The 24489-nt window shown below is 72.2% G+C and carries 19 protein-coding genes; 9 read left to right on the top strand and 10 right to left on the bottom strand.

All coding sequences use genetic code 11. From position 1 onward, the window contains the following. The first annotated feature begins 290 nt into the window (after window positions 1-290). A complete protein-coding gene (locus tag ACFYXC_RS17710) occupies window positions 291-545 on the top strand; it encodes a hypothetical protein (protein WP_388917887.1) in 255 nt (84 codons plus the stop codon). Window positions 546-699: 154 nt separating this feature from the next. Here the strand turns inward: ACFYXC_RS17710 and ACFYXC_RS17705 are convergent, their stop codons facing one another. The 4 genes from ACFYXC_RS17705 to dnaK all read right to left on the bottom strand — a co-directional run bounded on the left by ACFYXC_RS17705 (window position 700) and on the right by dnaK (window position 5013). After that, window positions 700-1173, bottom strand: a complete 474-nt coding sequence (locus tag ACFYXC_RS17705) for a heat shock protein transcriptional repressor HspR (RefSeq protein WP_388917884.1) — start codon at window positions 1171-1173, stop codon at window positions 700-702. A 7-nt stretch (window positions 1174-1180) separates the two neighbouring features. Then, complete coding sequence (dnaJ, locus tag ACFYXC_RS17700; RefSeq protein ID WP_388917880.1) at window positions 1181-2377, bottom strand: molecular chaperone DnaJ; 1197 nt, start codon at window positions 2375-2377, stop codon at window positions 1181-1183. Between the two features lie 87 nt (window positions 2378-2464). Further along, window positions 2465-3151: a nucleotide exchange factor GrpE gene (gene grpE / locus ACFYXC_RS17695; protein WP_388917877.1), complete on the bottom strand. Its 687-nt coding sequence runs from the start codon at window positions 3149-3151 to the stop codon at window positions 2465-2467. Next, window positions 3148-5013 (bottom strand): molecular chaperone DnaK, encoded by a 1866-nt coding sequence (gene dnaK, locus ACFYXC_RS17690; RefSeq protein ID WP_388917874.1) that lies wholly within the window; start codon window positions 5011-5013, stop codon window positions 3148-3150. The genes grpE and dnaK overlap by 4 nt, the downstream gene beginning before the upstream one ends. A 602-nt stretch (window positions 5014-5615) precedes the next feature. Between dnaK and ACFYXC_RS17685 the strand changes: the two genes are divergently transcribed. Continuing rightward, window positions 5616-7901 carry a heterodisulfide reductase-related iron-sulfur binding cluster gene (locus tag ACFYXC_RS17685; protein ID WP_388917871.1) on the top strand — a complete coding sequence of 762 codons (2286 nt, stop codon included), beginning with the start codon at window positions 5616-5618 and terminating at the stop codon, window positions 7899-7901. 91 nt (window positions 7902-7992) lie between these two features. On the opposite strand, the gene ACFYXC_RS17680 is transcribed toward ACFYXC_RS17685, so the two are convergent. Further along, a complete protein-coding gene (locus ACFYXC_RS17680; RefSeq protein ID WP_389552384.1) occupies window positions 7993-8514 on the bottom strand; it encodes a GNAT family N-acetyltransferase in 522 nt (173 codons plus the stop codon). Window positions 8515-8577: 63 nt separating this feature from the next. Further along, the gene (locus tag ACFYXC_RS17675) at window positions 8578-11319 is read right to left on the bottom strand and encodes an AAA family ATPase (RefSeq protein ID WP_389552381.1); all 2742 of its coding nucleotides are present in this window, start codon (window positions 11317-11319) and stop codon (window positions 8578-8580) included. A 239-nt stretch (window positions 11320-11558) separates the two neighbouring features. On the opposite strand from ACFYXC_RS17675, the gene ACFYXC_RS17670 reads away from it, so the two are divergent. The 3 genes from ACFYXC_RS17670 to ACFYXC_RS17660 all read left to right on the top strand — a co-directional run bounded on the left by ACFYXC_RS17670 (window position 11559) and on the right by ACFYXC_RS17660 (window position 15124). Beyond that, window positions 11559-12227: a LuxR C-terminal-related transcriptional regulator gene (locus tag ACFYXC_RS17670; RefSeq protein WP_388917862.1), complete on the top strand. Its 669-nt coding sequence runs from the start codon at window positions 11559-11561 to the stop codon at window positions 12225-12227. Between the two features lie 192 nt (window positions 12228-12419). Continuing rightward, on the top strand, window positions 12420-13121 hold the full coding sequence (locus ACFYXC_RS17665) for a DUF4255 domain-containing protein (RefSeq protein ID WP_389552833.1): 702 nt from the start codon (window positions 12420-12422) through the stop codon (window positions 13119-13121). After that, entirely contained in the window at window positions 13118-15124 is a 2007-nt protein-coding gene (locus ACFYXC_RS17660; RefSeq protein WP_389552378.1) for an ATP-binding protein, read from the top strand. The genes ACFYXC_RS17665 and ACFYXC_RS17660 overlap by 4 nt, the downstream gene beginning before the upstream one ends. A 63-nt stretch (window positions 15125-15187) precedes the next feature. On the opposite strand, the gene ACFYXC_RS17655 is transcribed toward ACFYXC_RS17660, so the two are convergent. The 3 genes from ACFYXC_RS17655 to ACFYXC_RS17645 form a co-directional block, all read right to left on the bottom strand. Further along, window positions 15188-16618, bottom strand: coding sequence for a hydrolase (locus tag ACFYXC_RS17655; RefSeq protein WP_389552376.1), 1431 nt, complete (start codon window positions 16616-16618; stop codon window positions 15188-15190). An 89-nt stretch (window positions 16619-16707) separates the two neighbouring features. Next, window positions 16708-18129, bottom strand: a complete 1422-nt coding sequence (locus ACFYXC_RS17650) for an RICIN domain-containing protein (protein ID WP_389552373.1) — start codon at window positions 18127-18129, stop codon at window positions 16708-16710. Window positions 18130-18213: 84 nt separating this feature from the next. Continuing rightward, window positions 18214-19389, bottom strand: coding sequence for a hypothetical protein (locus ACFYXC_RS17645; RefSeq protein WP_389552370.1), 1176 nt, complete (start codon window positions 19387-19389; stop codon window positions 18214-18216). 237 nt (window positions 19390-19626) lie between these two features. Between ACFYXC_RS17645 and ACFYXC_RS17640 the strand changes: the two genes are divergently transcribed. The 4 genes from ACFYXC_RS17640 (at window position 19627) to ACFYXC_RS17625 (ending at window position 22397) form a co-directional block, all read left to right on the top strand. Then, window positions 19627-21207, top strand: a complete 1581-nt coding sequence (locus ACFYXC_RS17640; RefSeq protein WP_388917847.1) for a phage tail sheath subtilisin-like domain-containing protein — start codon at window positions 19627-19629, stop codon at window positions 21205-21207. A gap of 88 nt (window positions 21208-21295) precedes the next feature. After that, the gene (locus ACFYXC_RS17635) at window positions 21296-21739 is read left to right on the top strand and encodes a phage tail protein (RefSeq protein WP_143640089.1); all 444 of its coding nucleotides are present in this window, start codon (window positions 21296-21298) and stop codon (window positions 21737-21739) included. Beyond that, window positions 21739-22242, top strand: a complete 504-nt coding sequence (locus ACFYXC_RS17630; RefSeq protein ID WP_389552366.1) for a hypothetical protein — start codon at window positions 21739-21741, stop codon at window positions 22240-22242. The genes ACFYXC_RS17635 and ACFYXC_RS17630 overlap by 1 nt, the downstream gene beginning before the upstream one ends. After that, window positions 22239-22397: a DUF6760 family protein gene (locus ACFYXC_RS17625; RefSeq protein WP_188114298.1), complete on the top strand. Its 159-nt coding sequence runs from the start codon at window positions 22239-22241 to the stop codon at window positions 22395-22397. The genes ACFYXC_RS17630 and ACFYXC_RS17625 overlap by 4 nt, the downstream gene beginning before the upstream one ends. Here ACFYXC_RS17625 and ACFYXC_RS17620 read toward each other — a convergent pair. Then, a complete protein-coding gene (locus ACFYXC_RS17620; protein ID WP_389552362.1) occupies window positions 22346-24292 on the bottom strand; it encodes a hypothetical protein in 1947 nt (648 codons plus the stop codon). The two genes, ACFYXC_RS17625 and ACFYXC_RS17620, sit on opposite strands and share 52 nt — an antisense overlap. Between the last annotated feature and the right edge of the window lie 197 nt (window positions 24293-24489).

The raw sequence follows: 24489 nt of genomic DNA, 5'->3' as shown, positions 1-24489 counted from the left end.
TGCGCGCTCGCGCGTAACTGTGGAGATTCGGCAACTTCCCGCAGTTCAGCGAGGCTTGAGGGGGCGTCACCATACGCGGCCTCCACGGAGCGTAACCACTTGCGTACGCGCTCGCAACATGCAACCCTGTCCGCTCGTTCGCAATCATCGAACACATGTTCCCACACACGGGGAGAGGCCGCAGGCTCTCCCGGCATGCGGCGGCATGCAGGACAGGAAAGAGAAGAAGGTGTCCTTATGACCCGTCATTCGGTCGACGTACGCGGATCGGCGTTCCCGGGAGGTGCCCGGTGACGGCGACCGAGACCGATGAGGTCGTCCTGGAACTGGAGCGCCTGCGTCGCTCGGTCGACGTCGGCTTCGCCACCACGCGGGGCGATCTCGCGCTCCTCCTCCAGCGCGCCGACCAGACCGACAAGACGCTCGACGAGCACGAGACACGTATCGAGGCGCTGGAGCGCACGCGTTGGCCGCTGCCTTCGCTCGCCGCGGCCACGTCGTGTCTGGCACTGGCGCTCACGGTCTGGCAGACGCTGGGCAGATAGTCCGGTCCGGACCGACCGGCTCCGAAGTCCACGACGGCCTGGTGCGGAGGCCACGACGGCCTGGTGCGGGCTTCCGCGGGCGGGTACGCGAAAGGCCCGGGGTTCGGCTCGCCGCAGCCGAACCCCGGGCCTTCGTTCGTGACCGTGCGCCCGCTCAGTCCGTCGGTGGGCGCTTCGGGCGCCAGACCACCAGGGCGCTCGTCTGCTGGACCTCCTGGTACGGGACCAGGTCCCGGCGGTAGGAGGCGTGGACCGCCGCCTCGCGCTGCTGCATGGTGGCCGCCGCGCCGTCCAGGGCCGACTGCAGCTCCGCCACCCGGGACTGGAGCGCGGCCACCTGGTTCTCCAGCTCGATGATGCGCTTGATGCCGGCGAGGTTGATGCCCTCGTCCTGCGACAACTGCTGGACCGTGCGCAGCAGTTCGATGTCGCGGGCCGAGTAGCGCCGGCCCCGCCCGGCCGTGCGGTCCGGGGAGACCAGGCCGAGGCGGTCGTACTGACGCAGTGTCTGCGGGTGCAGACCGGAGAGCTGGGCCGCGACCGAGATGACGTAGACCGGTGTTTCTTCCGTCAGCTCGTAGGCCCTGCCGGTGAATGAGTTCTGCCGACGGCGTCCGGTTGCGTCCATGGAATTCTCATGCTCCCTTCGCGGCCTGGAACAGCTCCGCCCGCGGATCCTCCTCCGCGGTCGCCTCGCGATACGCCTCCAGCGCGTCACGAGCCTTCCCCGTCAGGTCCGCCGGGACACTCACCTCGACGGTGACCAACAGGTCCCCGCGGGTGCCGTCCTTGCGGACCGCGCCCTTGCCCCGGGCGCGCATCGTACGGCCGTTCGGCGTGCCCGGCGGCAGTTTCAGGGTGACCGGGGGTCCCCCGAGCGTGGGCACGCGGACCTCGCCGCCGAGCGCCGCCTCCGTGAAGGTGACGGGCACGGTGACGGTGAGATTGTCGCCCTTGCGGCCGAAGACCGGGTGGGCGTCCACGTGCACCGTGACGTACAGGTCGCCCGAGGGCCCGCCCCGTTCGCCCGGCGCGCCCTTGCCCCGGAGGCGGATGCGCTGGCCGTCCGACACCCCGGCGGGGATACGGACCTGCATGGTCCGGGACGACTTGGCGCGCCCCGAGCCGCTGCACACCGCGCACGCGTGCTCCGCGATCAGGCCGCGGCCCTTGCAGTCCGGGCACGGGTCGGTCAGCGAGAAGCCGCCGCCCGAACCGCGCGCGACCTGGCCGGTGCCGACGCAGGTCGGGCACACGCGCGGTGTGCCGTTCTTGTCGCCGGTACCCGAACACGCCTTGCACGGCGACTGCGAGGTCATCCGGAGCGGAACGGTCGCGCCGTCCACCGCCTCCGTGAAACTGAGCGTGACCTCGGTGTCGATGTCCTGCCCGCGCCGCGGCTGCGTCCGGGCGCCGGGGCCCGCCGCACCGCCGCGGTTGAAGAGCCCTCCGAAGACGTCGCCTATGCCGCCGCCGAAGCCCCCGGCACCGCCGGCCCCTCCCGCTCCGCCCTGCGCGCCGCCTCCGAAGAGGTCGCCCAGGTCGAAGTTGAAGGAGCCGCCCGAGGCGCCCGGACCGGGCCGGAAGCCGCCGTTGCCGAAGAGGGTGCGGGCCTCGTCGTACTCCTTGCGCTTCTTGGGGTCCCCGAGGATGTCGTTCGCCTCGGAGATCTCCTTGAAGCGCTCCTCGGCCTTCGCGTTCCCCTTGTTGGCGTCCGGGTGGAACTCGCGGGCGAGCTTCCGGTACGCCTTCTTGATCTCGGCCTCGGTGGCGTCCTTGGGGACGCCGAGGACCTTGTAGTAGTCCTTCTCGATGAAGTCCTTGGTGCTCATCCTCGACGCCCCTCCTTCCGTACGTCACTCTCACGTACGCGTTCAGCGTGCTCCGTGCGTGCGGACGCGCGTACGGCCTGTGTCACGTCAGCCCTCGTCCGGGCCACCGCTCTCCTTGTCGTCGGCCGGCGCGTTCGCCGTCTCCGCCTCGTCGGCCTTGGCCGGCTGGGCGCCCGGCTGCGGCTCGGCCACCGCCACCCGCGCGGGGCGGATGGTGCGCTCGCCGAACCGGTACCCCGGCTGGAGAATCGCCACGCACGTCGTCTCCGTGACGTCCGGCGCGTACGAGTGCATCAGGGCCTCGTGGATCATCGGGTCGAAGGGCTCGCCCTCCTTGCCGAACTGCTGCAGGCCCATCTTCGCCGCGACGGTCTCCAGCGACTCGGCCACCGACTTGAAGCCGCCGACCAGTTCGCCGTGCTCCCGCGCGCGGCCGATGTCGTCGAGCACGGGCAGGAGCTCGGTCAGGAGGTTCGCCACGGCGAGCTCCTTGACGGCGACCCGGTCGCGCTCGACCCGGCGGCGGTAGTTCTGGTACTCGGCCTGGAGCCGCTGGACGTCCGCCGTGCGCTCGTTGAGCGCCGTGCGCACCTGGTCCAGCTGAGCCGTCAGACCTGCCGTCTGGGCTGCTGTCTGAGCTGCTGCTGCCGCGTCCCCGGCCTGGGCCGCCCCGTCCTCCGAGGAGGAGGGGGCAGGCTTCGGCTCGGCGTCTTCAGGGGTGGCGCCGGAGGGGACGTCGGGCTGCTCGTCGAAGCCCGGGGTCTCCTCCGTCACGCGGCACCGTCCTTGCGGTCACGGTCCTCGTCGACGATCTCGGCGTCGACGACGTCGTCGTCCGCGGCCTTGGCACCGGCGTCCGGACCGGCTCCCGGGGCCTCGGCGCCGGCGGCACCCTGAGCGGCCGCGGCGTCGGCGTACATCGCCTGGCCCAGCTTCTGGGAGACGGCGGCGACCTTCTCGGTGGCCGTACGGATCTCGGCGGTGTCCTCGCCCTTCAGCGCGGCCTTGAGCTCCTCGACGCCCGCCTCGACCTCGGTCTTGACGTCGCCGGGGACCTTGTCCTCGTTGTCCTTGAGGAACTTCTCCGTCTGGTAGACGAGCTGCTCGCCCTGGTTGCGGGCCTCGGCGGCCTCGCGGCGGCGGTGGTCCTCGTCCGCGTACTGCTCGGCCTCCTGGCGCATGCGGTCGACCTCGTCCTTCGGCAGCGAGGAGCCGCCGGTGACGGTCATCTTCTGCTCCTTGCCCGTGCCGAGGTCCTTCGCGGTCACGTGCATGATGCCGTTGGCGTCGATGTCGAAGGCGACCTCGATCTGCGGCACGCCGCGCGGGGCCGGCGGCAGACCGGTCAGCTCGAACATCCCGAGCTTCTTGTTGTACGCCGCGATCTCGCGCTCGCCCTGGTAGACCTGGATCTGCACCGACGGCTGGTTGTCCTCGGCCGTCGTGAAGATCTCGGACCGCTTGGTCGGGATCGTGGTGTTGCGCTCGATGAGCTTCGTCATGATCCCTCCCTTGGTCTCGATACCCAGGGACAGCGGGGTCACGTCGAGGAGCAGGACGTCCTTGACCTCACCCTTGAGGACACCGGCCTGCAGGGCGGCGCCGATGGCGACGACCTCGTCCGGGTTGACGCCCTTGTTGGCGTCCTGGCCGCCGGTCAGCTCCTTGACGAGCTCGGCCACGGCGGGCATGCGGGTGGAGCCACCGACGAGGACGACGTGGTCGATCTCGCTCAGCTGGATGCCGGCGTCCTTGATGACGTTGTGGAACGGCGTCTTGCAGCGCTCCAGCAGGTCGGCCGTCAGCTGCTGGAACTGGGCGCGGGTGAGCTTCTCGTCCAGGTGCAGCGGGCCCTCGGCGGAGGCCGTGATGTAGGGGAGGTTGATCGAGGTCTCCGTGGAGGAGGACAGCTCGATCTTGGCCTTCTCGGCGGCCTCGCGCAGACGCTGGAGGGCCATCTTGTCCTTGCCCAGGTCCACACCGTGGCCGGAGGCGAACTGCTTCACCAGGTAGTCGACGACCCGCTGGTCCCAGTCGTCACCACCGAGGTGGTTGTCGCCGTTGGTGGCCTTCACCTCGACGACGCCGTCGCCGATCTCCAGGAGGGACACGTCGAACGTGCCGCCACCGAGGTCGAAGACGAGGATCGTCTGGTCGTCCTTGTCGAGGCCGTAGGCCAGGGCGGCGGCCGTCGGCTCGTTCACGATGCGCAGGACGTTCAGGCCCGCGATCTCGCCGGCCTCCTTCGTCGCCTGGCGCTCGGAGTCGTTGAAGTACGCCGGGACGGTGATGACCGCGTCGGCCACCTTCTCGCCCAGGTACGCCTCGGCGTCGCGCTTCAGCTTCTGCAGGATGAAGGCGCTCATCTGCTGCGGGTTGAAGTGCTTGCCGTCGAGCTCGATCTTCCAGTCCGTGCCCATGTGACGCTTCACGGACCTGATGGTCCGGTCCACGTTCGTGACCGCCTGGCGCTTCGCGACCTCGCCGACGAGCACCTCGCCGTTCTTGGCGAAGGCGACGACGGACGGCGTGGTCCTGGCGCCCTCGGCGTTGGTGATGACGGTGGGCTCACCGCCCTCCAGAACGCTGACGACGGAGTTAGTCGTGCCCAGGTCGATGCCGACCGCACGTGCCATTTCAATTCCTCCAGCAATGACTTGAGTGGAACAGGCTCAAGTGTGCACGACGCCGGCCGCTCGGTCAACAGAGGTGAGTCGTGGGGGCTCAACTCTTATCTCTTGCTTACGCGCACGTTGGGCTGTGACCTGCGGGTCGCTCCGCGGGTCGCGCGTCATCTGCGGGCCGGCGGGGGCCGTTCGCGCCGTTCCCCGCGCCCCTGAAAACCGCGTCCCGCGGTTGTCGGGTGCGGGTGCGTGGGGGTTGAGCGCGCAGTTCCCCGCGCCCCTGAAAACCGCGTCCCGCGGTTGTCGGGTGCGGGTGCGTGGGGGTTGAGCGCGCAGTTCCCCGCGCCCCTGAAACGCGGGGCTGCGCCCCAGCTTTTCGTCTTTGGGGGCGCGGGGAACTGCGCGATCAGCCCCCGCCGGCCCGCAGGCGACGAACAGGCCCGCCCCCGCCGGTCCGCAGGCGGCAGACAAGGCTGGGCCGCGCCATAGGCGGGCCTCAGCGACGCAGATCACCGTGCCGCTGACTACAGTGCGGGCACAGGAATGGGTAGTCTCGTAGGACTGCGTAAGCTACCGCTCAGTAATAGACCCTCGCAGGCCCGAGGAGCCCCGAAATGCAACTCGCCGCGATCATCGTGTCGCTGGTCCTGGCCGTGGTCGGCGTCGCGCTGCTCGCACGCGCCATCGGCCAGTTCGTCCGGCACTTCAAGCTCGGCCAGCCGGTTCCCGCCGGAACCCGCACCGACAACCCGTACCAGCGCAGCGTCACGCTGGTGAAGGAGTTCCTCGGTCACACCCGGATGAACCGGTGGGGCATCGTCGGTTTCGCCCACTGGTTCGTGGCCGTCGGCTTCCTGACGCTGCCGCCGACCCTCGTCCAGGCGTTCGGCCAGCTCTTCCAGGCCGACTGGGTGCTGCCGGTCATCGGCGAGTTCCTGCCGTTCGAGCTCTACATCGAGTTCATCGGCGTGATGACGGTCCTGGGCATCGCCGTGCTGATGGCGATCCGGCTGCTGAACCTGCCCTCACGGGCCGGCCGCAAGTCCCGCTTCGCGGGCTCCAAGTCCGGTCAGGCGTACTTCGTCGAGTACGTCATCCTCACCATCGGCCTCGCCATCTACGTGCTGCGCGGCCTGGAGGGCGCCCTCCACCACGTAGAGCACTACGAAGCCGGCTACTTCGCCTCGTACCCGCTGGTCCTCGCCTTCGACGGCCTGAGCACCGGCACGCTGCAGAACCTGGTCTACCTGGTCGCGACGATCAAGATCGGCACGTCCTTCGTATGGATGATCGTCGTCTCGCTCAACACCAACATGGGTGTCGCCTGGCACCGCTTCCTGGCCTTCCCGAACATCTGGTTCAAGCGCAACGCCGACGGCGCGACCGCGCTCGGGGCGCTGCAGCCGATGACGAGCGGCGGCAGGCCGATCGACTTCACGGACCCGGGCGACGACGACGTCTTCGGCGTCAGCCAGGTGGAGCAGTTCTCCTGGAAGGGTCTGCTCGACTTCTCCACGTGCACCGAGTGCGGGCGCTGCCAGTCGCAGTGCCCCGCCTGGAACACCGGCAAGCCGCTCTCCCCCAAGCTGCTGATCATGTCGCTGCGCGACCACGCCCACGCCAAGGCCCCCTACCTGCTGGCCGGTGGCGGCAAGGACATGGAGGGCACGGAGAAGGCGACCGCCGAGCAGCTCAAGGACGTGCCCGCCGCCGCGCTCGCGGAGGCCGAGCGGCCGCTGATCGGGACCCTTGAGGAGAACGGGGTCATCGACCCCGACGTCCTGTGGTCCTGCACCACCTGCGGCGCCTGCGTGGAGCAGTGCCCGGTCGACATCGAGCACATCGACCACATCGTCGACATGCGCCGCTACCAGGTGATGATCGAGAGCGCCTTCCCGTCCGAGGCCGGGACGATGCTGAAGAACCTGGAGAAGAAGGGCAACCCCTGGGGTCTGGCCAAGAAGCAGCGCCTCGAATGGACCAAGGAGGTCGACTTCGAGATCCCGGTCGTCGGCCGGGACATCGAGGACCTCACCGAGGTCGAGTACCTGTACTGGGTCGGCTGCGCCGGCGCCCTGGAGGACCGGGCCAAGAAGACCACCAAGGCGTTCGCCGAGCTGCTGCACATGGCGGGCGTGAAGTTCGCCATCATGGGCGGCGACGAGAAGTGCACCGGTGACTCCGCCCGCCGCCTCGGCAACGAGCCCCTGTTCCAGGAGCTCGGCATGGAGAACGTCATGTCCCTCAACGCCGCCTTCGGCGAGGAGACGGACGACGACGGCAAGGTCCTCCCGGAGTCCGCGAAGCCCAAGTCGGCCAAGAAGATCGTCGCCACCTGCCCGCACTGCCTCAACACCCTCGGCAACGAGTACCCGCAGCTCGGCGGCGACTACGAGGTCATCCACCACACCCAGCTGCTCCAGCACCTCATCGACGAGGGCAAGCTCATCCCGGTGACCCCCGTCGAGGGCCTCATCACCTACCACGACCCCTGCTACCTGGGCCGGCACAACAAGATCTACACGCCCCCGCGCGAGATCATGTCCGCCGTCCCGGGCCTGCGCCAGCAGGAGATGCACCGCCACAAGGAGCGCGGCTTCTGCTGCGGCGCCGGTGGCGCGCGGATGTGGATGGAGGAGCGGATCGGCAAGCGGATCAACAACGAGCGCGTGGACGAGGCGCTGTCGCTGAACCCCGACATCGTCTCCACCGCCTGCCCGTTCTGCCTCGTCATGCTGACCGACTCGGTCAACGGCAAGAAGAACGATGGCAAGGCCAAGGAGTCCGTCCAGGTCGTGGACGTGGCCCAGCTGCTCCTCGACTCCGTGAAGACCCTGCCGGAGCCTCCGGCGGGTGCGGCCGAGGCGGAGAGCGAGCCGCAGCCCGAGCCGGTCAAGTAGGCACGCGCGCAGTCAGGTGAGCCGAACGGCCCCCGCCCACCGGTGGGGGCCGTTCGCGCGGTTCCCGCGTCCCTGGAAAGCGTGCCGCCGCTCAGACGTCGTCGAACGGCTTCGCGTAACTGAACGTGCCGCGCAGGCTCGGTTCGTACGTCGTGAGGGTGCGGACCTGGAAGTACTCGCCCCAGGCCGGGTCCGGCGGGCGGATGCCCAGGTCGGTGGCGGGGCGGAAGCCGAAGCGGCCGTAGTAGGCGGGGCTGCCGAGCAGGGCGACGAGCGGTTCGCCGAGGGCGTCGGCGGCGCCCAGCACCGCGTGCATCAGGGCGCGGCCGGTACCGCGCCGCTGCAGGCCGGGCCGTACGCCGATCGGGCCGAGCCCTAGCACGGGGGCGCCGTCGAGGTGTCCGCGCGTACAGACGACGTGCCCGGCGACCTCCCCCTTCTCGTCGGCCGCCACGAACGACAGCTCCGGCAGCCAGCCGTCACAGGTCCGCAGCGCGTCGAGCAGGGTGGCCTCGACCGGATCCCGGTCCGGGGTGTCCGGCCCGGCGAAGGCCGCCGCGATCACGGCACGCGCGGCGGGGACGTCGGCGGGGGTCTCACGTCGTGTCAGCACCGGCCCAGTGTGGGCGGCGGGCGAGGGCGCGCGCAAAGCGATATCGGACCTCCCCGTCACCCGTCACCCGTCCCGCCGCTGCCGGCCGAGCACGGCCGGCAGGTCGGCCCGTCGGCGTATCCCCAGCTTCTTGTACGTGCTGGTCAGATGCGTCTCCACGGTACGGCGCGCGAGGTGCAGCAGTTCCGCGATCTCCGTGTTCGTACGCCCGCCCGCGGCCAGCTCGGCGATACGGCGCTCGCTGCCGGTGAGCGCGTCCGAGCCGGTGAGCGCGGTCGCGGCGCGGCGGGCCCCGCCCTCGCGCAGGGCCTCCTCGGCGGCGGCCCGCAGCCGTACGGCACCCAGCCGTTCGGCGCGTTCGGCCGCCTCCCGCAGGCAGTCGCGGGCGCGGGCCCGCTCCCCCGCGGCGGTGAGCTGGCGGCCCTGCGCGACCAGCGCGGGAATCAGCTCCGGTTCCACGGCGGCGTCCCGCAGCACCCGTACGGCCCGGTCCGCGAGTTCCAGACCGCGCCGCCCGCCGGTCGCCAGACCGAGCACCCGCAGGGCGCGGCCCACCGGGCGCGGGGTGTCCCACACCTCGGCCAGCCGCAGTTCCTCCTCGGCCAGCTCCAGCGCCTCGCGGGGCCGGCCGAGCGCCAGGCGGCACTCCGCCGCCGCCGTCCGCCAGGGGGTGACGACCGGGCTCACCACGTCGCGGGCCGTCTGGCGGCGCCCGCACTCGAGGAAGTCGTCGAGCGCGCCCGCCGGGTCCCCGGCGGCGGCCCGGAGCACCCCGCGCGCGTACAGGAACCGGTTCAGCTCCCAGGAGTCCTGCGCCTCCCGCAGGTCGAAGCCGCCCGCGAGACGGCCGGCCTCCGGCACCCGGCCGGTCTCGACCAGCGCGACCACCGCGTGGGCCTGGCCGTTGGCCGGGCCCTGGAGGCTTCCCGCCGGCCGCCGGGCCTCCGGGCCGCTGAGCAGCCGCGCGTAGTCCCCGCGGGCCGCGGCGATGTCGGCCCGCACGTTCAGCAGCGCCCGGTGCATCGGGTGCAGCAGGGACGGGCGCTGGCGGGCGAGACCGCGTTCGACGAGGCGTTCGGCCTCCTCCAGTTCGTCGGCCCACTGGGCGACGGCGGCGGCCGTGCCCAGCAGGTAGGGCTCGGCGAGCGGGTCGACGGGTTCCGCGAGGAGGGCGCGTATCCGGTCCATCGCGGCGTCCGCCGAGAGCAGGCCGGCCGTCGCCTCGTACCGGACGAGCAGTGCCTGGCCCGCGGTGCCGACCAGACCCGGTGAACGGTCCGCGGTGTCGTGCAGCCAGCGGTAGACCTCCTGCCGGATCTCGTGGTCGTGGTCGGACAGCAGCGCGGAGGCGATGTGCACCGTGCGGGCCAGGTCGGGGTGGCCCGTCAGCTGGGGGTCCAGGGAGCGCAGCACGTCGACCGCGGCGCGGGCCTCGCCCCGGCCGGCCAGTGCCGTGCCCAGGGCCACCGCCGCGCGCACCCGGTCCTGCGGGACACCGGGCAGCCGGACCGCCTCGGCGAGGCGCGGTATGCCGGCCGAGGAGCGCACGGTGGCGTACTCCAGTGAACCCAGTTCGGTGAGGAGCCGCTGCCGGCGGTCGTCGGGCAGCGGCTCGTCCAGAGCACGGCGCAGGAAGGGCAGGGCGTCGGCGGTGCGGCCGTCGCGGACGGCGATGGCGGCGGCGTCCAGCAGCACGCCGGTGACCCACGCCTCGCCGACCGCGTCGGTGCGCAGCAGCTGGCCGGCGACGGCCTCGGCGCGTTCGCCGCGCCGGAGCATCACCTCGGCGGCCGTCCGGTGCGCCGCCCGGCGCCGCAGGACGGGCCAGCCGCTCAGCACCGCGTCCCGCAGCAGGGGGTGCGCGTACCGGGGCCGCCCGTCGGCCCCCGGGCGCAGCAGACCCAGCCGTGTCATGGCGGTGAGCCACCCCGCCACCCGCGCGGGATCGGCGTCGGCGACACCGCCGAGCAGGTCGGCGAACTCGTCGGGGACCGCGTCGTCGTCCAGGGCGGCCAGCGCCCGGGCCACCTCCGCGGTCGCAGGGCCCGCGCTGTCCAGCCACCAGGACACCGCGGCCTGGTACCCGCCCGGGTACAGCGCGGCGGACACCTTGGGCACCGTGGCCGGCAGGGTGCCGCGCAGGTCGTCCAGGAGGGCACGCAGCAGCAGCGGGCTGCCCGCACTCGCGCGTACGCAGTCGTCCACCCACGTCTGCGGGACCGTGCCGAAGTCCGCGCGGACCAGTTCCGTCGCGGAGTCGACGCCCAGCGGGGCGAGGGTGAGGGTGCGGACGAGCGCGGGCGACAGCGTGTGGGCGAGACCGGCCGACGGCGCGTCGATGTCGTACTGACCGCGCTCGGTCACCACCAGCAGTATCGGTAATCGGTCCACCCGCCGGGCGGCGTCGACGAGCCAGCGCCGCGAGGAGTCGTCCGCGAGGTGGACGTCGTCCACGGTGACGAGGAGCGGTGCCCCGGCCGTGAACGAACGCAGCAGCCGCCACAGCCAGGCGCCCCGGACGCGTTCGTCCGGCACCTCACGGGTGTCCGCGAACTCCGCCGCGGGGGCCAGCAGTTGGCGGACGGCGGCGAAGGGCAGACCGGTGTCGTCGGGAGAGCAGCGGGCCCGCAGCACCCGCATCCCGTCCTGCGCCGCCTGCTCGGCGGCGGCCTCCAGGAGCGCGGTGCGGCCCGTGCCGGTGGCGCCCCGCAGCAGGACCAGCCGGCCGGTGCCCGCCCGGGCACGTCCGGCCTCCGCGGCGATCAGCTCCAGGGCTTCCCGGCGCTCAAGCAGCGGTGTGTTCATCCCTGCCTCCCTCGCGGCCGTGGTGCGGCCCACTGTGTGGGACGGCGGAACTCCTGTTGCCCGTTGCGTGACATGACCCACTGTCAAGACCGGAACATACGCAAGGTGGTTGCAATTCCCGTGGTGTGTCTCGTGGTGCTCCACGATTGCGCCGACGGCACGGCTCACAGAAGTGTGATGAGTGCACGCCTGTCACGGACGCCACAGAGGTGACGGGCTCGTGAACATAGGGGAGTCCGTTGCGCAGCTCATTTGGGACCGCGGCTCCGGGCACGGCCGAACCGGAGTCCCGGATACCCGTGGCGGTCCACGCCTCGGATCCGATCAGCCGGGAGGGGGCGCTCAGCCAGTTGCGGCAGCACCCGGTGATCGACCTCCGCGAGGAGACCGAGACCGGGCCGGACACCGTCGCCCTGCTGATCGCCGAGACACTGGACGAGACGGCGCTCTCCCGACTGCGAAGACTGGTGCGCAGCGAGGGCGCGCGTGCCGTGCTCGTGGTGAGCGTGATCCGCGAGACCGAGCTCCTCGACGTCATCGAGTGCGGTGTCGGGGCCATCGTGTGGCGCCACGAGGCCACCGCGCACCGGCTGGTGCAGGCCGTCATCGCGGCCTCCCGCGGGGACGGGGACCTGCCCGCGGACCTGCTCGGCCGTCTCTTCAACCAGGTGGGTTCGCTGCACCGCACAGCGAGCAGCCATCCCGGTGCCCCTTCTTCGGGACTCGCACCGCGTGAGGTCGATGTGCTGAGGCTCGTCGCCGAGGGGCTCGACACCGGAGAGATCGCCAGCAAGCTGTCCTACTCCGAACGGACCGTCAAGAACGTGATGCACGGACTCACCACGCGGCTGCATCTGCGCAACCGGGCGCATGCCGTGGCACACGCGCTGCGCGAAGGCTACATCTGATCGAACGGGCAGCCGGAGGCGGACACCCGGGCAGCACGGTCTGCCCGGCTGCCGTCCCCGGCGTGCCTGCGGAGGCGGGGGGCCGGAGGGCACGATCGGTTCCGACAGTGGTTCGGACGGCGGTTCCGGTGCCGGCGCAGGTCAGCCGTGCCGGCATCCGGCGACACGGCACGGCAGGGCGGGAGCGCGACGGTGATCCACGAGGTGGACGAGGTCCTCAAGCGGCTGCTCGGGGGTGGCGCGCTGGCCGGTTCGGGCATCGACGTGTCCTTCGAGGCCCCCACCCGCGACTGGGCGGCCCGGCGCAACGCGCCCTCCGTGAACGTCTACCTGTACGACATCCGTGAGGACGTCCGGCGGCGCCAACGCGGCCAGATGTCCGTCCGTGACGAGCGCGACATCGTCGTACGCCGCCGCCAGCCGCCCCGCTGGTTCCGGCTGTCGTACCTGGTCACCGCCTGGACCAAGCAGCCGCAGGACGAGCACCGGCTGCTGTCCGCGGTGCTGGCGACCCTGCTGCCGCGCGAACTGCTGGCTCCGGACGAACTGCCGGGCGCCCTGGGCGCGCTGGGCCTGTCCGTGCCGCTCACGGTGGCCGGGCTGCACACCGAGTCCCGGTCCCTCGCCGAGATCTGGTCGGCCCTGGGCGGCGAGCTGAAACCGTCCCTGGACCTCGTGGTCACCGTCCCCTTCCCGTCCTTCCCCGAGTACGACGCCGGTCCCCCGGTCACCGAGGGCGCGGGCGTGCGCGTACGCGGTCTCGACGGCACGCTGGAGGGATCGCAGGAACGCAGGCACCTGCCCCGGCACCTGAAGTCCTCGCCGACGGCCCCGCCCGCGCCCGCCTCACCGGCGTCGCCCGCGTCGCCCGCCAGTGGAGAACGGCAGAAGTGACCACCCACGCCCCCCGTACGTCCGACCCGCTCCTCCTCCGCCTGGCCCGACTGCGCGACCGTGTCGCGGAGTTGGTCGACGAGCGTTCCGCCGGCGATCCCACCGCGGGCGACCCACTGCGCGGCCTGTACCTCTCCGACGAGGCCGTACGCCATCTCCTGGCGCCCACGACGGCCCCGTTCCCCTCCGTGTTCGGGGACGGCACGGGGGCCGGGGACGAGGCCGGGACCGGGGCGACGGACGAGGGCACCGGAGCCGGCCGGCTGGAGCTGCTCGCGGTACGGCTCGGGCTCACCGAGCTGGACACCCGGATCCTGCTCATCGCCCTCGCCCCCGACCTGGACCGCTCCTTCGAGCCGCTGTACGGATACCTCAACGACGACGTCGGCAGGCGCCGGGCCACCACGGGGCTCGCCCTCGACCTGTGCGGACTGTCCGTGCACCTCGCGGACGCGAGGGCCCGCTTCCACCCCTCGGCGCCGCTGACCGCGCTCGGCCTGCTGAGCGTCGAGGAACCCGAACGGCCCTTCCTCAGCCGCTCGTTGCGCGTACCCGACCGGCTCGTCGCCCATCTGCTCGGCGACGACACCCTGGATCCCGCGCTCGTCGGCCACGTCCACCCGCTCGCCACGGCCCCCGCGTCGCACGACGACGAGTTCACCGCCCGGCTGGCCGCCCGGCTCACCGCCGCGCCCCTCACGGTCTATCTGCGCGAACACCGCGAGGGCGACGGGCTCGCGGGCGCGGCCGCCGCACTGCGGACCGCCGGCTTCGAGGCGCTGCACTACACGGGCCCCGAGGACCGCGTACCCGAGCTCCTGCGGGAGGCCCGGCTGCGCGGCGCCGCGATCGTCGCGTCCGCCCTCCCCGACAGACCCGGCGCGCTCGTCCGGGCGCTGGCCGGGTCCGGGGTGCCCGTGCTGCTCACCGGGCCGCGTCCGTACGACCCGCAGTGGTGCGAGCACGACCCCCTGGTCCTCGACGCTCCCCGGCAGCGGGCGGGCGCGGTGGACGCCTGGTCGGCCGCCCTGCGGGAGGAGCCCGGCTTCGACCTCGCGGCCGTCGTCGCCCCCTACCGGCTCGGCGGCGACCGCATCCTGCGCGCCGCGCACGCCGCCGAGGGCCTCGCCGTCTTCGACGGCACCCCGGTGACCGCCACCCACCTGCGGCTCGCCGCCCGGCAGCAGTCCGCCTCGGGCCTGGAGCGGCACGCCCGCCGGATCCGGCCCGACGTCGGCTGGCAGGACCTCGTGCTGCCCGACAAGCCCCTCGTGCAGCTGCACGAACTGGCTCTGCGCGCCCGCCACCGCGACCAGGTCCTCGGCGACTGGCGGCTCAGCGCCGGCGGCGGGCGGGGCCGCGGTGTGCTCGGTCTCTTCGCGGGCGAGTCGGGCACCGGCAAGACCCTGTCGGCCGAGGTGGTCGCCGCCGAACTCGGCCTCGACCTCTATGTGGTCCAGCTCTCCTCGATCGTCGACAAGTACGTGGGCGAGACCGAGAAGAACCTGGAGCGGATCTTCACCGAGGCCGACCGCACGGACGCCGTCCTGCTCTTCGACGAGGCGGACGCGGTCTTCGGCAAGCGCTCGGAGGTCAAGGACTCCCACGACAAGTACGCCAACATGGAGAGCGCCTACCTGCTCCAGCGCCTGGAGTCCTTCGACGGCATCGCCCTGCTCACGACCAACCTGCGCGCCAACATCGACGAGGCGTTCACCCGGCGCCTGGACCTGGTGGTCGACTTCCCGTTCCCGGACTCCGGGCAGCGCCTCGCCCTGTGGCGGCACAGCCTCGCCGCGGTGCCGTGCGCGGACGGCACCGACCCGTCGTCGGTCGCCCGCGACTTCGAACTGGCCGGCGGCTCGATCCGCAGCGCGGTCGTCACCGCCGCCTACGCCGCCGCGGGGCGCGGCGCCCCCGTCACGACGGCGGATCTGCGGGAGGGCGCCGAGCGGGAGTACCGCAAGGCGGGCCGCCTGGTCCCCGGAGAGGGCAACTGGTAGCCCGCCGCACCCCGTCGGCGTCGACGGGACGACAGACGGCCGGTCACGTGCGGCCGGCGGCCGTCACACCGTGAACTTGACCGCTTCGAGCCACCGGTCGTTCTCCAGCGATCCGCCGAAGACGAACCCCTCGCCGGCCCCGGGGTCGTCGCAGGCCATGCCGAGCCACGCCGCGTGCCGGACGTGCGCGGTCTGGCAGACGGCCCCGCCTCCGTTGTCGACGTTGATGGTGAAGCCCAGCAGGTTCGGGGCGTCCTTCTTGGTGCTGCCGATGTAGTTGTCGAGCCCGTCGGCGACACCCGACCACGGCGCGTTGTAGTGGCCGCGGCCGTCGGTGGACTCCGGGTTGTGGACGAGGGCGGCGCTGGCCGTGCCCTTGGTGCCGGACACCGCGATGTTGAGGCTCTTGAGCGGTGTCTCCTCGCCCACCGTGCCCGCCGTCTCGCCGTCGCAGACGGCGTCCGTCCAGCCCTTGCCCGCCACATAGGCGCGGTAGCAGATGTGCCGTCCGCCCGGGTCCTCCGCGGCCAGCTGCTGGACGGCGGTCGCCGCGGTCCGCTCCGGGGCCTTCGTCTCCTTCTCCTCCTCTTCCCCGCCACCCGCCGAGCCGGCGCCGCCCGCGGACTGCGTCGGTGCGGCGGCCGGGGGTGTCGTGGCAGCGACGGTGGGAGAGGGCGGTGCGGGGGGCGACGCCGTGGGGCTGGGCGGCAGGGTGCTGATGCCGGCTTCCTGGAGCTTTTCGGTGGCCATGCTGCGGACGGACGGTTTGTAGGCGATCCACAACAGCACGAACGTGATCGCGAGGGCCATGAACACCCCCAGGAACGTCGCCAGCCACCGCGGCAGAAAGCCCCGCTGAACGTACGTGCCCTCCACGTCCAGCGGCGCGACCCCCGACCGCTGCACCGCCAGCGTGTAGGGCCGGTCCTCCTTCGACCCGAACCAGATGATCTGCCGCGGCTTCAACGTCGTCTTCACGAACGCCGCACGACCCGGCTCGATCTGCACATTGCTCGGATAGATGTCATACGACAACTGATCACCGTTGTCGCTCCCACTCACCGACGCCGTCAGCCTCGTATTGCCGAGATTGTCCACCGCCAGCCTCGGACGACCCCGAAACCGCCCCTTCACCGTCGGCGGCACCAACTCCGCCCGCACCTCCGTGAACGGAGTGACCGTCAGATTCCCCTCCGGAACCGTCGTCGCCTCCGGATGCTCCGTCGGCGAGATCCGCACCGCATACGCGTTCGGACCCGCCGTCGCATCCGGCGTACGCGGCGGCCTGAACGTCAAGTCCACCGACCCCGTCGTCCCCGGATACAACCGCAACACCTGCGGCTCCACCGACGTCCACGGAGCAACCGGCCCCACCGCCTCGAAGCGGTACTCGTCCACCACATCACCGGTATTGCGCAACCGCAGCCGCACCGTCGTACTACCACCCGGGTCCACGGTCGCGGAGGCGGGTTCCAGGGAAGTCCAAAGGCTCACTCTCGGACGTTAAACGGCGCGCGGGTGCCGGGTCAGGAAGCGCCGGGGCACGATGGCTGCCCGAAGAGGCGTACGCGCTGCCCCGTGCCTCAGTCCTGGGACGGGTGGATGATCAGCCACTCCTGGTCATCGGAGTTGGAGCAGTCGTAGAGCGTCAGTTTCGTGTCGACGCCACCGGTGCTGAACCCGGAGACGTCCAGGCACTTGTTGTTGCTGGCGTAGTTGCGGATCCAGTAGGCGCCGCTCTCCTGCTTGTCGACCCACCACAGCTGGTTGTCGGCGGTCGTACCGTCGCAGTCGGCCTCGGAGATCTCCGTCCGGACGGGCTGTGCCCCGGAGCCCGGCAGGTCCATGCAGAGCTGGTCCTTGACGTTGCGGATCTGGAAGAGGACGGTGCCGCCGGGGCCCAGCTTCGGGTAGCGCTCCTCCAGGTCCCAGAGCTGGTTGTCGTCCTCCGTCTTCGCGGTGCAGCCGGCCTGCTGCACGAGGACGCCCGGCTTGCCCTTGTCCCGGCCCGGGAGTTCGGCGCACATCTTGGTGGTCGTGTTCCGCAGGAGGACGTCGGTCGCGGGGACGACGCCCTTGGGCTTCTCCTTCGGCTTCGGCTGCGGGGCCCCCGCTCCTCCGCCACTGTCGCCGGACGCCTCGGGGGCGGCGGGCTGGGAGGCCGCCGGCTCGGCGGACGGAGCCTTCGGCGCCTCGGGGGTAGGGGAGGGAGAGGGCGGCAGGGTGCTGATGCCGGCTTCCTGGAGCTTTTCGGTGGCCATGCTGCGGACGGACGGTTTGTAGGCGATCCACAACATCACGAACGTGATCGCGAGGGCCATGAACACCCCCAGGAACGTCGCCAGCCACCGCGGCAGAAAGCCCCGCTGAACGTACGTGCCCTCCACGTCCAGCGGCGCGACCCCCGACCGCTGCACCGCCAGCGTGTAGGGCCGGTCCTCCTTCGACCCGAACCAGATGATCTGCCGCGGCTTCAACGTCGTCTTCACGAACGCCGCACGACCCGGCTCGATCTGCACATTGCTCGGATAGATGTCATACGACAACTGATCACCGTTGTCGCTCCCACTCACCGACGCCGTCAGCCTCGTATTGCCGAGATTGTCCACCGCCAGCCTCGGACGACCCCGAAACCGCCCCTTCACCGTCGGCGGCACCAACTCCGCCCGCACCTCCGTGAACGGAGTGACCGTCAGATTCCCCTCCGGAACCGTTGTCGCCTCCGGATGCTCCGTCGGCGAGATCCGCACCGCATACGCATTCGGCCCCGCCGTCGCATCCGGCGTACGCGGCGGCCTGAACGTCAAGTCCACCGACCCCGTCGTCCCCGGATACAACCGCAACACCTGCGGCTCCACCGACGTCCACGGAGCAACCGGCCCCACCGCCTCGAAGCGGTACTCGTCCACCACATCACCGGTATTGCGCAACCGCAGCCGCACCGTCGTACTACCACCCGGGTCCACGGTCGCGGAGGCGGGTTCCAGGGAAGTCCAAAGGCTCACTCTCGGACGTTAACGAGCCGGTCGTCCCGCGGCAGCAGGCCCAGGTGCAGGCTGCGCTGCCCGAACGGCCCAGCGCCGTGGCCGTCAGCTCCTCGGGACCGGCGATCCGGTCGCCGTCATGACGAAGTGCGCGTAGGAGTCGGCGTTCATGAGCGCGCGCCGGCCCATCGCGTACCAGTTCTGCTGCCGCTGCGGACGCGCCGTCTCGTTCCGGCCCGTGTAGGTGTCCGGGTCGCGGGCGACGCGCCTGCCGAGCATCTCGGCCTCCTGCCCGGCCGCGTCGGCCGGGTCCAGGACCGCCGCCAGGGCTCCCTGCGCGGTGTCCTCGTGCAGCTCGTGCTCGTACGAGCTGTACTGGTAGTCGAGCGTGCCGGCGAACCGGTGCGTGGCCTCGTGGATGACGTACCAGGCCACCTCGCCCTCCTCCCGCAGATTGATCGGGCCGGAGCGCCCCGAGTCCATGGGGGGAAGGTCCTCGCTCTTCATGTGGTTCGGGTTCAGCCGGGCCAGCAGGTCCTGGCCGCTGGGGCCGACCCAGCCGGCCACCCCGGCGTCGCCCGCTCCCCTCGCCCCCAGGTCGAGCGGCGAGGTCTGCCCGACCAGGGCGATCTGCGCGCCCTGCGAGTTCAGGCCCGCCTGGACACGGCGCAGCACCTTGCCGATCCGCGGCAGGAACTGGCCGATCTGCTGGGAAGTCGCCGTCTGGAACACTGGGAAAGCCGACTTCAGCGCCCGCAGCAGCGGACCGTTCGGGCTGGCGCCCGCCGAGTCCAGCAGGGCCAGTGCGGCCGCCATCTTCTGCTGGGCCTCGACCACGGCCTTGCGGGTCCTGGTCTCGCGTCCGGGATAGGCGGCGTCGGGAATGGTCCCCCGTCGGGAGAAGGCGACGCTCCCGCTGCTGTGCAGTTGCCGGGTGACGTCGTCGTACTTGTCGCCGTGGTGCACGGACGCGGGGTCGACCCGCAGGTCGGCCGAGGTCCGGGTCCGGCCGGTGTCGTCGTACCACAGGCCGGAGTCCTGCCCCACGACGTTGTGCGTCCTGGTGCTGCCGTTGAACGTCCACACGGCACGCTGGACCACCGGCCCGGCGGAACTGTGCCGGTGCTGCTCCCCCTGCACGGCCCGGGTCACCGCCGCGTTGCCGGCCGCCCTCTGGAGCGCCAGGAGCCGGTCGGCGGTGGTACCGCGTTCCGTCGCCGGGCGGACCCGTGCCCGACCATCACCACCGGCCCGGTCGGCCCGGGCTTCCTGCGCGCGCATGCGTTCCCCATCTACCGCTGACCGCCCAGCCTTACCCGACGGGGCCGGGCGGCGGGGGAGCGGTGGGGGCAGTCCCACGGGCAGACCGGCGGGACCCGGGGGCACCGGGACGCGACGGACTGCCCTTGTGGGCAGGGACTGTGCCCCCGATCAGGTACCGCAGGACGTTTCAACGGACGCGCTTCGCGCGTGAGGGTCGTACGAGAGACCTGTCTCGTATCCCGAGGAGAGCAGAGCATGCCGTCCTACCTGTCACCCGGCGTATACGTCGAGGAGGTGGCCAGCGGCTCGCGTCCCATCGAGGGAGTGGGCACGTCGGTTGCGGCGTTCGTCGGGCTCGCCCCGACCGGCCCGCTGAACCAGCCGACCCTGGTGACCAACTGGTCCCAGTACGTCGCGGCCTTCGGAGCCTTCACCGACGGCTTCTACCTCGCGCACTCCGTGTACGGGTTCTTCAACAACGGTGGCAGCGCGGCCTACGTCGTACGGGTCGGCGGCAGCCCCGAGGGCGCGTCGTCGAACGGCTCCCCGGCCGCCGTCACCGGCTCCGCGGCCCCGGCCGCGCTCCCGGCGGGCGAGCCGAAGCAGCTCGGCACCTTCAGCGTGACCGCCGTCGCGGGCGGCTCGCTCAGCGTCGAGGTCGCCGACCCCGAGGGCGAGGGTCCCGCCGAGCGTTTCAAGCTGATCGTCAAGGACGGCGAGAAGCCGGTCGAGACCTTCGACGTGACCGCCAAGAAGGGCGGCCGCAACTACGTCGTCACGCAGGTGAAGGAGCGCTCCAAGCTCATCACCGTGCAGGAGGCGGCGCCCACCGCGCAGCTGGCGCGGCCGGAGAACCAGACCGTCACCCTGGCCGCCCCCGCGGCGTCCGCCGCGCCCGCCGTGCCGGCCGGCTCGGACGACGCGCACCCCGGCCCGGCCCAGTACCTCGGCGACTCCGCCGACCGCACCGGCTTCGGCGGCCTGGAGGCCGTGGACGAGATCTCCATGGTCGCCGTCCCCGACCTGATGGCCGCCTACCAGCGCGGCGCGATCGACCTGGAGGCCGTGAAGGCGGTCCAGCTCGGTCTGATCGCGCACTGCGAGCTGATGGGCGACCGCGTCGCCGTCATCGACCCGCCGCCGAGCCTCAACGCCCGGGAGATCCGCGTCTGGCGACAGGAGACCGCGGGCTACGACTCCAAGTACGCGGCCCTGTACTACCCCTGGATCAAGGTCTTCGACCCGGCGTCCGGCCAGTCCCGGCTGACCCCGCCGAGCGGCCACGTCGCCGGCATCTGGGCCCGCAACGACTTCGAGCGCGGCGTGCACAAGGCGCCCGCCAACGAGGTCGTACGCGGCGCGGTGGACCTGGAGCTCCAGATCACCCGCGGTGAGCAGGACCTGCTCAACCCCATCGGCGTCAACTGCATCCGCGCCTTCCCGGGCCGCGGCATCCGCGTCTGGGGCGCGCGCACCATGTCCTCCGACCCGGCCTGGCGCTACCTGAACGTCCGCCGGTACTTCAACTACCTGGAGGAGTCGATCCTGCTCGGCACCCAGTGGGTGGTGTTCGAGCCGAACGACCACAACCTGTGGGCGCGGATCCGGCGCAACGTCTCGGCGTTCCTGGTCAACGAGTGGCGCAGCGGCGCGCTCTTCGGCCAGCGGCCCGAGGAGGCGTTCTACGTCAAGTGCGACGAGGAGACCAACACCCCGGAGTCGGTCGACCTCGGGCGCGTGATCTGCGAGATCGGCATCGCCCCCGTCAAGCCCGCCGAGTTCGTGATCTTCCGGCTGGCCCAGTTCTCCAGCGGCAGCGGAGAACTGGAGGAGTAGGCACCGCCTGCCCCCGTAGTCCGCTCGTGCCGCTCCGTACGCCCACTCGTACAGCACCGACAAGAACCCTCAGAAGGACAGAGAACAGATGAGTCTCAGCCCGGGTGACGCTCTCACTTCACATAATTTCGGTCTCCAGATCGACGGCGTGATGGTCGAGTACCTCGCCGAGGTCAACGGCCTCAGCATCGAACAGGACGTCATCAAGCACCTGTCGAACTCGGCGCAGGGCAGGCCCGAGGTCAGTCTCATGCCCGGCGTGCAGAAGGACGGGCAGTGCACGGTGGTGCGCGGCATGACCCAGTCACCGGCGTTCACGACGTGGATCAACGACTCGATCGCCGGTCAGATGAGCACGGCCCGCAAGAACGCCTCCATCATCATGATGGATTACCAGAACAACCCGGTGAAGCGGTACAACATGCGCAACGCCTGGTGCAGCAAGATCGACGCCAGTGCCCTGAAGGCCGGCGAGGCGTCCGCGCTCACCGAGACCGTGACCATCGTCTTCGAAGAACTGGTCATCGAGTAATGCGCCGTACGGCTGCCAGGGCGGGCGCGCACCCGGTCGTGGACGCACCGGCGCCGGAACCGGTGGCGGTGCCGGAGCAGCATGCCGCTCCGGCGCCCGCCGCCGCCCCGGCCCCCGCGCCGGTGGCCCAGCCGCTGCGCACGGAGTTCCCCTTCGAGCTCCCGCGCGGCTACGTCGACGACTCGGGCACGGTGCACCGGGACGGCGTGATGCGTCTGGCCACCGCCCGGGACGAGCTGATCCCGCTGCGGGACGTCCGTGTCCAGGAGAACCCCGCCTATCTGTCGGTGGTCCTGCTGGGCCGGGTCATCACCCGCCTCGGCACACTGGCGATGGTGCACGACGGGGTGGTGGAGAACATGTTCGCCTCCGACCTCGCGTTCCTCCAGGACTTCTACCGGCAGGTCAACGCCGAGGGCCACACCCGGGCCGCCGTCCAGTGCCCGCACTGCTCGGAGCCCTTCGAGGTCGAACTCGGCGGGAGCCGCCTGGGGGAATCGTGACGTACGCGACCGACCGGCTGCACGAGGAGATCGCGTACGTCGCCTACCACTTCCACTGGAGCCTGGAGACGATCCTGGACCTCGAACACCAGGACCGCCGCCGCTACACGGAACAGATCGCGTCCCTGGTGACCCGGGGCGGGGCGGAGGGCTGATCGGTGGGGTTCTTCGACCGGCTGCGGGGCGGAACGGCGGCGACGCCGACCGCCGCCGCCGCTCCCGGCCCGGCTGCCGGGGACGGCGGTCCGGCTCCGGCCGCCGCTCCTGCGACTCCTGCGGGAGCGCACACGGGTACGGGTACCGGTACGGCCGCTGTGGTCGGCTGGGCGGGGCTGCCGCCGATCCAGCGGGCCGCCGTGGGGCGGACCGGTGTCGCGGACTCCGGCTTCGGCGGGCGGCTGAGCACCTGGCAGAACCCCTCCTTCAACGGAACCCTGTCCCACGCGGTCCTCGACGGCGCACCGGGCGGACTGATCAGGAACGCGCTGACCACGTCCGCCGGGCCGGTCCCCGGACTCGAACCGCCGTCGCGCACGCTGCCGGTGGCGGCCCCCGACCGTCCCGAGCCCGCTCCGGGCGGCGTGCCCGGTGACGCACAGGGCGCGTCCAGCGCGCAGGGCGCGCAGAACGCGCTGCCCGTCCAGCGCGCGTCCCGGGCGGTCACGGCGTCCCGGCCGAGGGGCCCCCGGGTGACGCCCGTACCCCCAAGACCCCATCGGCAGAGCCCGCTGACCAGGGCGACCGCCACGCCCGCCGCGGTACAGCGGGCTCTGCCGGTGGCCCGACGCGAGGCGCCGGGCGCCGGTACGGCTCCGGACGCCACCGGGGCGTCCGGCCCCGCCGCATCCGTTCCTGCCGCGTCCAGCCCTGGCACCTCCGGCTCCGCGCCGACGCCGGGGCACGTGTCACCGGGCCCCACGCCGCCGTCGAGCCCCGGAGGACCGGGGCGCGCCCTGCCGGGTCCTGCCCCCGCAGGTCCTACGGCCGTACGTCCTACAGCCTCAGGTCCTGCCGTGTCGGGCCCTGCGGCGGCCGGTACCTCGGTGGCGTCGGGCTCCGGGGCGCCGGGCCGCGCCGCGTCACACTCCGCGGGGTCCGGGCGCGCCGCCGCCGGCCCCGCGGCGGCAAGTCCCCCGGCGTCCAGCCCGGGTCCGTCGCGCTCCGCGGCGCCGGCGGCACGTCCGACGTCAGCACGACTGCCTGCGTCGGGCCCTGGTCCGGCGGGGGTCGAGGTCCAGCGAGCCCCGGCGAACGGTCCGGTCGCGGCGTCGGCCGGCTCCGGCGGCTCGGCACCGAACGGCCCGGGCGGACCGGGCGGACCCGCTCCGGCCGGGCCGGTCGGGCCCGCGTCGGGTGGCGGTACGGCACCCGGGACCGGCAGCCGTGGTGCCGGGGCCGACGGTACGGGGGTCGGTCCCGGCACCACGGTGAGCCACTCCGGCGGGGCGGCCCCCGCCAACGTCCAGCGGGCGGCAGCCAGTTCGGGTGGCACGGCGGCACCGCCCACCACGACCACGACCGGCTCCACGGGTACGGGGACCGGGCCCGGCAGCACGGCGCCCCCCTCCGGCAGGCCCGCAGCCGCCAACGTCCAGCGGGCGACAGCCAGGTCCGGCAGCTCGGCAGCCACGCCCACCACGACCCCGCCCTCGACCTCACCCGGTACCGCGGGTACGGAGGCCGGACCCGGCAGCACGGCGCCCCCCTCCGGCGGACCCGCAGCCGCCAACGTCCAGCGGGCAGAGGCCAGTTCCGGCAGCTCAGCGGCCACACCCACCACGACCCCGCCCTCGACCTCGACCGGCTCCGCGGGTACGGAGGCCGGGCCCGGCAGCACGGCGCCCCCCTCCGGCGGGCCCGCGGCCGTCAACGTCCAGCGCGCGGTGGCCAGCTCCGGTGGCTCGGCGGCCACGCCCGCCGCGAACCCGCCCTCCGCCTCGGCCACCACCAGCTCCGCCAAGACGGCGACCGGTGACACGGTGACCGGCTCCAGCGGGACAGCCGTCAACGTCCAGCGGGCCGGGGCCAGTTCCGGTGGCGTGACACCCACGCCCACCTCGGCCCCGGCATCCGGACCGGTCCGCCCCCCGACGACCGACCGCGGCGGCAGTGCCTCCGTGACCCGCGCCCACCGAACGGCTGTCGGCCCTGCCGGCGCGGCGCCCGTCGACGTCCAGCGGGCAGCGGCCGACTCCCGCGGAGCGACCCCCGCGCGCGCCGCGACGGCGGCCGGTACCGACAGTGCGC

This window comes from Streptomyces sp. NPDC002701, assembly GCF_042889045.1.
GTDB lineage: Bacteria > Actinomycetota > Actinomycetes > Streptomycetales > Streptomycetaceae > Streptomyces.
Note: the sequence above shows the minus strand (reverse complement) of the source record. Positions and strands in the feature narration are given on the sequence as shown.

What these genes read in the sequence shown, in the direction of transcription:
- ACFYXC_RS17645 (WP_389552370.1), bottom strand. Translation starts at nt 19,389, where the DNA reads ATGCGCGCGCAGGAAGCCCGGGCCGACCGGGCCGGTGGTGATGGTCGG.
- dnaK (WP_388917874.1), bottom strand. Translation starts at nt 5,013, where the DNA reads ATGGCACGTGCGGTCGGCATCGACCTGGGCACGACTAACTCCGTCGTC.
- dnaJ (WP_388917880.1), bottom strand. Translation starts at nt 2,377, where the DNA reads ATGAGCACCAAGGACTTCATCGAGAAGGACTACTACAAGGTCCTCGGC.
- ACFYXC_RS17630 (WP_389552366.1), top strand. Translation starts at nt 21,739, where the DNA reads ATGCGCCGTACGGCTGCCAGGGCGGGCGCGCACCCGGTCGTGGACGCA.
- ACFYXC_RS17635 (WP_143640089.1), top strand. Translation starts at nt 21,296, where the DNA reads ATGAGTCTCAGCCCGGGTGACGCTCTCACTTCACATAATTTCGGTCTC.
- ACFYXC_RS17640 (WP_388917847.1), top strand. Translation starts at nt 19,627, where the DNA reads ATGCCGTCCTACCTGTCACCCGGCGTATACGTCGAGGAGGTGGCCAGC.
- ACFYXC_RS17675 (WP_389552381.1), bottom strand. Translation starts at nt 11,319, where the DNA reads ATGAACACACCGCTGCTTGAGCGCCGGGAAGCCCTGGAGCTGATCGCC.
- ACFYXC_RS17685 (WP_388917871.1), top strand. Translation starts at nt 5,616, where the DNA reads ATGCAACTCGCCGCGATCATCGTGTCGCTGGTCCTGGCCGTGGTCGGC.
- ACFYXC_RS17705 (WP_388917884.1), bottom strand. Translation starts at nt 1,173, where the DNA reads ATGGACGCAACCGGACGCCGTCGGCAGAACTCATTCACCGGCAGGGCC.